Origin of the sequence: Amycolatopsis sp. NPDC059021, from assembly GCF_042739895.1 — a bacterium.
Taxonomy (GTDB): domain Bacteria; phylum Actinomycetota; class Actinomycetes; order Mycobacteriales; family Pseudonocardiaceae; genus Amycolatopsis.
In genome coordinates this window covers 89,624-97,743 of the sequence record NZ_JBHYIQ010000004.1, presented here as the reverse complement: position 1 = coordinate 97,743, position 8,120 = coordinate 89,624, and the positions used below count along the sequence as shown (strand labels likewise).

The window sequence follows — 8,120 nt, the reverse complement described above, 5'->3', positions numbered from 1 at the left end:
CTAGCTCTTGTGGTGCTCCCCGTGTGTGGTGTGTCCCTTTGCGCTAGTGGGGGGGGTCCCCCACCTCCCCCCCCCCCCCCACCAAACCCCCCCCCCCCACGGACCGTTGAAGCGAAAGAATCAGCGTTCGACGTCGCCGCGGATGAAGCGTTCGACGGCGTCGCGCGCGGTGGCGTCGTCGTACTGCTCCGGCGGCGACTTCATGAAGTACGAGGACGCGGAGAGGATCGGACCGCCGATACCGCGGTCCAGCGCGATCTTCGCGGCGCGTACGGCGTCGATGATGATCCCGGCCGAGTTCGGCGAGTCCCACACCTCGAGCTTGTACTCCAGGTTCAGCGGCACGTCACCGAAGGCGCGGCCCTCCAGCCGGACGTAGGCCCACTTGCGGTCGTCGAGCCACTGCACGTAGTCCGACGGTCCGATGTGGACATTACCCTTGCCGAGCTCGCGGTCGACCTGCGAGGTGACCGACTGCGTCTTCGAGATCTTCTTCGACTCCAGGCGCTCCAGCTCCTTCATGTTCAGGAAGTCCATGTTCCCGCCCACGTTGAGCTGCATCGTCCGGTCGAGCTGGACACCGCGGTCCTCGAACAGCTTCGCCAGCACGCGGTGCGTGATGGTCGCACCCACCTGGGACTTGATGTCGTCACCGACGATCGGCACACCCGCCTCGGTGAACTTCGCGGCCCACTCCGGGTCGGACGCGATGAACACCGGCAACGCGTTCACGAACGCCACACCCGCGTCGATCGCGGCCTGCGCGTAGAACTTGTCGGCCTCCTCGGAGCCCACCGGCAAGTACGACACCAGCACGTCCGCACGAGCGTCACGCAACGCGGCGACGACGTCGACCGGCGACTCGTCGGACTCCTCGATCGTCTCGCGGTAGAAGCGGCCGAGACCGTCGTAGGTGTGCCCGCGCTGCACGGTGACACCCAGCGGCGGCACGTCGGCGATCTTGATCGTGTTGTTCTCGCTGGCGAAGATCGCCTCCGAGAGGTCTCGGCTGACCTTCTTGGCGTCGACGTCGAACGCGGCGACGAACTCGATGTCACCGACGTGGTAACCGCCGAAGTCGACGTGCATCAGACCGGGGACGCGCGTGGCGGGATCCGCATCGCGGTAGTACTGGACGCCCTGGACCAGCGACGCCGCGCAGTTGCCGACGCCCACGATGGCCACCCGAACGCGGCGGTTCTCGCCCATGCCGGTTACTCCTTCATCCGTTTTCTTCTCGTGTGGAACTTCGGCCGCGACGCTGCGGCGCGCGAACGGTTCAGGTCCCCTCCGGGCCCCGCCGCTCAGCTTGTTCGTGCGCGATCAGCTCGTTGAGCCAGCGCACCTCCCGCTCGCTCGTCTCCAGCCCGAGCCGGTGCAGCTCGCGGGTGTAGCGATCGATCTTCTCCTCGGCCCTGGCCAGTGCCGTCCGCAAACCCTCGCGACGCTCCTCGACGCGACGGCGACGGCCTTCCAGGATTCGCATCCTGACGTCGGCCGGTGTCCGTGAGAAGAACGCCAGGTGGACTCCGAAACCCTCGTCGTCCCACGTCTGCGGGCCCGCGTCGCCGAGCAGCTCGGCGAACCGCTCCTTCCCCTCCGCGGTCAGCTTGTACACGCGCCTGCCGCGCCGGGACCACGCCCTTTCGTCCGCCGTGTCGAGCTCCTCGACCAGATACCCGGCCCTGAGCAGGCGGCGCAGCGTCGGATAGAGCGAGCCGTACGAGAACGTCCGGAACATCCCGAGCGTCTCGTGCAGGCGTTTGCGCAGCACGTACCCGTGCATGGGCGCCTCGTGCAGCAGCCCCAGGATCGCGAGCTCCAGCACACCGCACCCCCTTCCGGGAACAAACCACGGCCGGCGGCGTTGCTCCAGAGCGGGCCACCGGGCCGCGTCAACCTACCGGGCCACTATATCGCGCCGATACATCCGAGTGGCGTAGCTAACCCTGCCTATCCCGGGGCGAACCCGGCGAAAGTCACCAGAGAGTTATGGAAGGTTCGGCGTGTCGGGGTAGCGCGGCAGCCCCGAACCCGCATGGGCCGCCGGGCACACAGCAAGAACCCGTAGTCTGTGCTCGTGCGAAACCAGCGGCAGATAGTGGACTACGCCTTGCAGCGCCGTGCGCTGCTGGCGGGCGTCCGCTCGGGACGCGTCGGTGACCTGGAGGTCTGCGACGCGAGCCCCTATCTGCTCCGTGCGGCCAAGTTCCACGGCAGGGCGGGAGATCAGCCCTGCCCGATGTGCCGCACGAGGGAGCCGCTGACCCTGGTGTCCTGGGTCTACGGCGACGAACTGAAGCACGTCTCGGGGTCGGCGCGTACTCCCGACGAACTGGCCAGGATGGCCGGGGTGTTCGGCGAGTTCACCGTATACGACGTGGAGGTGTGCCGGTCGTGCCATTGGAACCACCTGGTCCAGTCGTACGTCCTGGGCACGGGGGAGCAGCCACGGACCCGCCCGCGGAGGACTGCGGGTCAGTGATCAGAACCACAACAGCCGCAGAGGACAGAACGGTGTTGCCCGAGACGCCGGTCTGGGAGGCCCCTTCGTGAACGACGACCGCAGCGCCTGGCCAAGCCAGGAGCCCGACGTACCGCGCCGTGCCGGTTGGCCGGGGGAAGAACCGGGGCCCGCGTGGCCCGGCGAGGAACCTCCGCGCCGCCCGCAGCGCCGCAGCACCCCACCGCGCGGGACCGCGCGGCCGAACGGCGCCCCCCAGAACGGTGGCCCCGCGTGGCCGACCGGCGACGAGCCCGGTGGCGCGGGACCGCAGTGGCCCGGTGAGGAGCCGCCCGCGCGGCCGCAGCGTCCGCAACGTCCTCAGCAGGGCATGCCGCCACGACGGCAGGGCCCGCCGCCGGGTGGCCGCCCGCCCGGCCCGCCGCCGCAGAACGGCGGCTTCCGCCAGCCGCCGCCGGGTCGCCGTCCGGCACCGCCGCCCCCGCCTCCGGAGCGGGAACCCGACCTGATCACGCATCAGGTGCACAACGGCACCGACTTCGGCTACGACCCGTACGACGATCGCTACGACGACCGGTACGACGACCGCCGTCGTGACGACTACGACGACGAGGACGCGCGCTTCAACGAGTTCGCGGCGGGCGGCGAGGACGAGGCCGAGCCCGGCGAGGACGGCAAAAAGGGCAAGAAGCAGCTCACGCCGAAGCAGCGCAAGAAGCGCCGCTGGAAGATCATCCGGCGGTGCGCGTACGCGTTCGTCGGCATCTTCTTCGTGATCCCCGCGATCGCCTTCGTGATCACGTACTTCCTGGTCGACGTGCCGACGCCGGAGAGCATCGCGGCACTGCAGAACCAGCCGGTGACCTACTACTACGCCAACGGCGAGGTCCTGGGTAAGGACATCCCCGAGGGCGGCAACCGGGTACTGCTGCAACCGGGCCAGATCCCCGACGTGGTCAAGCACGCCGTGTACGCCGCCGAAGACGCGACGTTCGAAACCAACAGCGGCTTCGACATCCTCGGCATCCTGCGCGCCGCCGTCAACCAGGTCACCGGTGGCCAGGGCGGTGGCTCGACGATTTCCCAGCAGTACATCAAGAAGGCCACCGAGAACGAGGCGCCGACGCTCAGTCGCAAGTGGACGGAGCTGGCGAAGTCGTTCAAGATGAACAACCAGATGTCCAAAGAGCAGATCATCACCGCCTACCTGAACACGATCTTCTTCGGCCGCAGCTCGAACGGGATCCAGGCGGCGTCGAAGGCCTACTTCAACAAGGACGTCAAGGACCTCAACGCTTCCGAAGCCGCGCTGCTGGCGGGGCTCATCCAGGGCCCGAGCAAGTCGGGCAACACCGAGTACGCCACCAAGCGGTGGAACTACGTGCTCGACATGATGGTGAAGTACAAGTGGCTCGACCAGGCCACCCGCGCGAGCTACCAGTTCCCCACGCCGATCCCGCTCAGCCAGGCCAAGAAGGAAGAGGGCGGCAGCGTCCCCTACTTCGTCAAGCTGCGGATGAAGGACGAGCTGGAAGCCAAGGGCTACGACGAGAAGAAGCTCTACTCCATCGGCGCGAAGGTCTACACCACCATCGATCCGGCCGCCCAGAAGGCCGCCGAACAGGCGGTCCAGGAGGGGATGAAGGGCCAGACCGACGAGAATCTCAAGAACGCGCTGGTCGCGGTCGATCCGAGATCCGGCGGCGTGCTCGCCTACTACGGCGGGCCGGAGGTCGTGAAGGACGAGAACGGCACGGATCAGCTCGGCCAGGACAGAGCCAACCAGGCCAGAAACCCTGGTTCGTCGATGAAGCCCTTCGACCTCACCGCGTTCCTCAAGATGGGCGGTGGCCTCGGCGACACCTTCGACGGGACCAACAACCGGAACCTCGGCGGCCGCGTCGTCCGTAACGCGGACCCGAGTTCCAGTTGCAGTACCCAGTGCACGGTCGCGGAGGCCATGGAGATCTCCGCCAACACCGTGTTCTTCGACATGGTGCTCAACAAGACCCATCCGGGACCGGTGGCCGACGCGGCCAAGGAAGCCGGGATGAAGCTGGCACCCGAGGGCCGGGCCAAGATGGGCGACGACGCCAACATCTCCCTCGGCGGTGGATCCACCGTCGCCACTCCGGAGGACATGGCCGCGTCGTACGCGACCTTCGCCGCCGGTGGCTTGCGCCGGGACCAGCACTTCGTGGCGAAGATGCAGAACTCCGCCGGCGAGACGGAATTCGAGGTCAACGATCCCGGTAAGCCGGCGTTCGACCCCGACGCGGGGAAGAGCTCGCAGATCGCCGGCACCGTGACCAAGTCGCTCGGGCCGGTCATCCAGCACTCGAAGCTGAAGTGCCCCACCGGCCACGAATGCGCGGGCAAGACGGGTACGCAGCAGTACGACCCGCAGCCGAACGACCCGCCGTCCTACAACGACCGGAACGCGCAGACCTGGATGGTGGGCTACACACCGTCGGTGTCGGCCGCGGTCTGGGTCGGCGGTGACGGCAACAAGCCGTTGCACGGCAAGAACGGCCAGCCGATCTACGGTTCGACCATCGCCGGTCCAACCTGGCAGAACTTCATGCAGCTCTATCTCAAGGGCAAGCCCGCGGAGAAGTTCCCCCAGGTCAAGCTGGTCGGCAAGGACCCGACGACGGCGACGCCGACCCCGACGTACACGCCGACGAACACCCCGACCAGCACACCGACGCCGACGACAACGCCGACGACTCCGCCGTCGGAGACGGAGACTCCGACTTCCCGGAGCAGCAGGCCCACTACGTCCACCGGGCGCCCGGGACCGACCAGCGGGATCTTCCCGCCCGTCGGTGACAACGGCACCGGAGGCGGTGGCTCCGGCGGTCACAACGGCGGCGGACCGGCGCCGCCGAATTAGGCGGGACCAGGCAGAATCGGCCCGAACAGCCCAGTGAGGCGGGGCGTGCGCGACGCACGTCCCGCCTTACTTTTTGCCGTGGGCCAGTGAACCCGCCCCCTGCCTCATACGTCCTCCTTGACAAGGAGGGCTGCGCCCGCAGCCCGCCCGCGCCTCCGGAGGACCACACGTGAACGACGACCGCACCCACTCCTGGCCAGGTCAAGAGCCTGAACCATGGCGTCGTCCGACCCCTGGTGGCCCCCCGCAGCTGGGTACCCCGCCGGGCGGGATGCCGCCCCGGCGGCCGGGACCGCCGCCGCCCGGCTACCGGCCGCCCCAGCAGCAGCGCCCGCAGGGCCGTCCGATGTCCGGGCCGCCTGCCCGCGAGCCCGAGCTGATGACCCATCACGTCCACAACGGGACCGAACCCGGGGAGTTCGAACCGCGCCGGAGACGGATGGACGCCCCGCCGCCGGAATCCGCTCCCGGTGGTGGCGGGCAGGGTGTCGCGCTCACCCCCGCGCAGCGCAAGAAACGCCGCTGGCGCCGGATCCGCCGCACGTCGTATGTCCTTTTCGGACTGTTCGTGGTGGTACCCGCGATCGCCTTCGTGATCACCTATTTCTCCGTCGACGTCCCCTCGCCGACCGACGTGGCCCGCTCGCAGAGCCAGGCCGTCACCTTTCTCTACGCCGACGGCACCGAGATGGGCAAGGACAGCCCGTCCGGGACGAACCGGCAGATCCTCTCCCCGGAACAGATCCCGGACGTGATGAAGCACGCCGCGATCGCCACCGAGGACTCGACGTTCGAGACCAACAGCGGCTTCGACGTCACCGGCATCTTCCGCGCGGTGTACAACCAGGTCACCGGCGGCGACGGCGGTGGTTCCACGATTTCCCAGCAGTACATCAAAAAGGCCACCGACAACGACGCGCCGACCCTGACGCGCAAGTGGACCGAACTCGCCAAGTCCTTCAAGATGAACCAGACGTTCGAGAAGAAGGACATCATCACCGCGTATCTGAACATCATCTACTTCGGGCGCGGGGCGTACGGCGTCGGCGCGGCGTCGCAGGCCTTCTTTCACAAGGACGCCGCCCAGCTGAACGCCTCCGAGGCGGCGCTGCTCGCGGGGCTCATCCAGCAGCCGGGCCGGTCGGAGAACGACAAGGTCGCGCACGACCGGTGGACCACCGCGATGGACCGGATGCTGCAGAACCACTACATCACCCAGGCCGAGCGCGCGTCCGCGCAGTTCCCGACGCCGATCCCGCTCGCGCAGAGCAAGCAGCAGTCCGGCGCGCCGAACCGGTTCATCGCCCAGCAGGTCAGGGACGAACTGGCGGCGCAGGGCATCACCGAGGACAAGTACTACTCGGGCGGCTACAAGGTCCAGACCACCATCGATCCCAAGGCCCAGCAGGCCGCGGAGCAGGCGGTCAAGGAAGGCATGCAGGGCCAGACCGACAACCGCCTGCTGAGCGCGCTCGTCGCCGTCGACCCCAAGACGGGCGGCGTGCTCGCCTACTACGGCGGCGCGGAAACCGTGAAGGGCCCGAACGGCGAGGAGCAGGCCGGACCCGACCGGGCGAACCAGGCCCGCAACCCCGGCTCGTCGATGAAGCCGTTCGACCTCGTCGCGTTCCTCAAGATGGGCAAGGGACTCAACGAAACCTTCGACGGCTCCAACAACCGGGTGTTCGACAACCGGACGATCCGCAACGCCGGGCCGGGCTCCACCTGCGGTCCACAATGTACGGTCGCGAAGGCCATGGAGATCTCGGCCAACACGGTGTTCTACGACATGGTCATGAACAAGACCCATCCGGGCCCGGTGGGGACCGCGGCGCAGGAAGCCGGGATCAAGACCAAGAACGAGGGCGGCCAGTCGACGATCTTCACCGGCGACAACAACATCGCCCTCGGCGGCGGCAAGACCGAGGTGTCGCCCGCAGACATGGCGTCGGCCTACGCGACGTTCGCGGCGGGCGGTGTCCAGCGTGACCGCCACTTCGTCGTGAAGGTGGTCAACTCGCAGAACGAAACCGCGTACGAGGCCAAGACCACGGGCAAGAGCGCCTTCGCGAACGATTCCGACAAGTCCAAGCAGATCGCCGGGAACGTGACGACGTCGCTGAAGCCGGTCATCTCGTTCTCGAAGCTGAACTGCCCGTCAGGGCATGAATGCGCGGGCAAGACCGGCACGCAGCAGTACGCGCCGCAGTCGGGCGACCCGGCGTCGGCGGCCGATTCCAACGCACAGACCTGGATGGTCGGCTACACGCCGTCGGTCTCGGCCGCGGTCTGGGTCGGCGGTGACGGGAACATTCCGCTGCACGACAAGAAGAACCAGCCGATCTTCGGATCGACGATCGCCGCTCCGACGTGGGCGAAGTTCATGCAGCTGTACCTGAACGGCAAGCCGGCGGAACGGTTCGACACGGTCAAGCCGATCGGCGACACGCCAAGCCCGTCGCAGTCGCCGTCGCGGAACCCCGACGACGACAACGACACGACGCCGACGACCACCCCGACGAAGCCGTCCGAGGAGACGACCACTCCGACGCGGCCGTCGCGGCCGAGCCACTCGAAGCCGCACCGGCCCTCGACGTCGACCATCGAGCTGCCGGGAGACGGCGACGACACCTGATCGACAACCACTGCTGAAGGGGGGGGGGGGGGTGTGGGGGGAGTGCCGCGCCTATGATTATTTATGTGGGCTTGTTTTTCTGGGGGGGTGCGTTTATATAAGAGGTGGAGCTTGATTTTTGCTAG

General features: G+C 67.7%; 5 protein-coding genes. 3 read left to right on the top strand and 2 right to left on the bottom strand.

Annotation, left to right across the window (positions count from 1 at the left end; all coding sequences use genetic code 11):
• Nucleotides 1-120 precede the first annotated feature (120 nt).
• The gene (locus ACFWX1_RS03235) at nt 121-1,209 is read right to left on the bottom strand and encodes an inositol-3-phosphate synthase (protein ID WP_378383285.1); all 1,089 of its coding nucleotides are present in this window, start codon (nt 1,207-1,209) and stop codon (nt 121-123) included.
• A gap of 70 nt (nt 1,210-1,279) precedes the next feature.
• Nucleotides 1,280-1,828: a PadR family transcriptional regulator gene (locus ACFWX1_RS03230; protein WP_378326594.1), complete on the bottom strand. Its 549-nt coding sequence runs from the start codon at nt 1,826-1,828 to the stop codon at nt 1,280-1,282.
• A 252-nt stretch (nt 1,829-2,080) separates the two neighbouring features.
• Here ACFWX1_RS03230 and ACFWX1_RS03225 point away from each other — a divergent pair, with 252 nt between their 5' ends.
• The 3 genes from ACFWX1_RS03225 (at nt 2,081) to ACFWX1_RS03215 (ending at nt 7,995) form a co-directional block, all read left to right on the top strand.
• Nucleotides 2,081-2,485 carry a DUF5318 domain-containing protein gene (locus ACFWX1_RS03225; RefSeq protein WP_378383283.1) on the top strand — a complete coding sequence of 135 codons (405 nt, stop codon included), beginning with the start codon at nt 2,081-2,083 and terminating at the stop codon, nt 2,483-2,485.
• 67 nt (nt 2,486-2,552) lie between these two features.
• Nucleotides 2,553-5,360 (top strand): transglycosylase domain-containing protein, encoded by a 2,808-nt coding sequence (locus ACFWX1_RS03220; RefSeq protein WP_378383281.1) that lies wholly within the window; start codon nt 2,553-2,555, stop codon nt 5,358-5,360.
• Between the two features lie 169 nt (nt 5,361-5,529).
• The gene (locus tag ACFWX1_RS03215; RefSeq protein WP_378383279.1) at nt 5,530-7,995 is read left to right on the top strand and encodes a transglycosylase domain-containing protein; all 2,466 of its coding nucleotides are present in this window, start codon (nt 5,530-5,532) and stop codon (nt 7,993-7,995) included.
• The last annotated feature ends 125 nt before the right edge of the window (nt 7,996-8,120 follow it).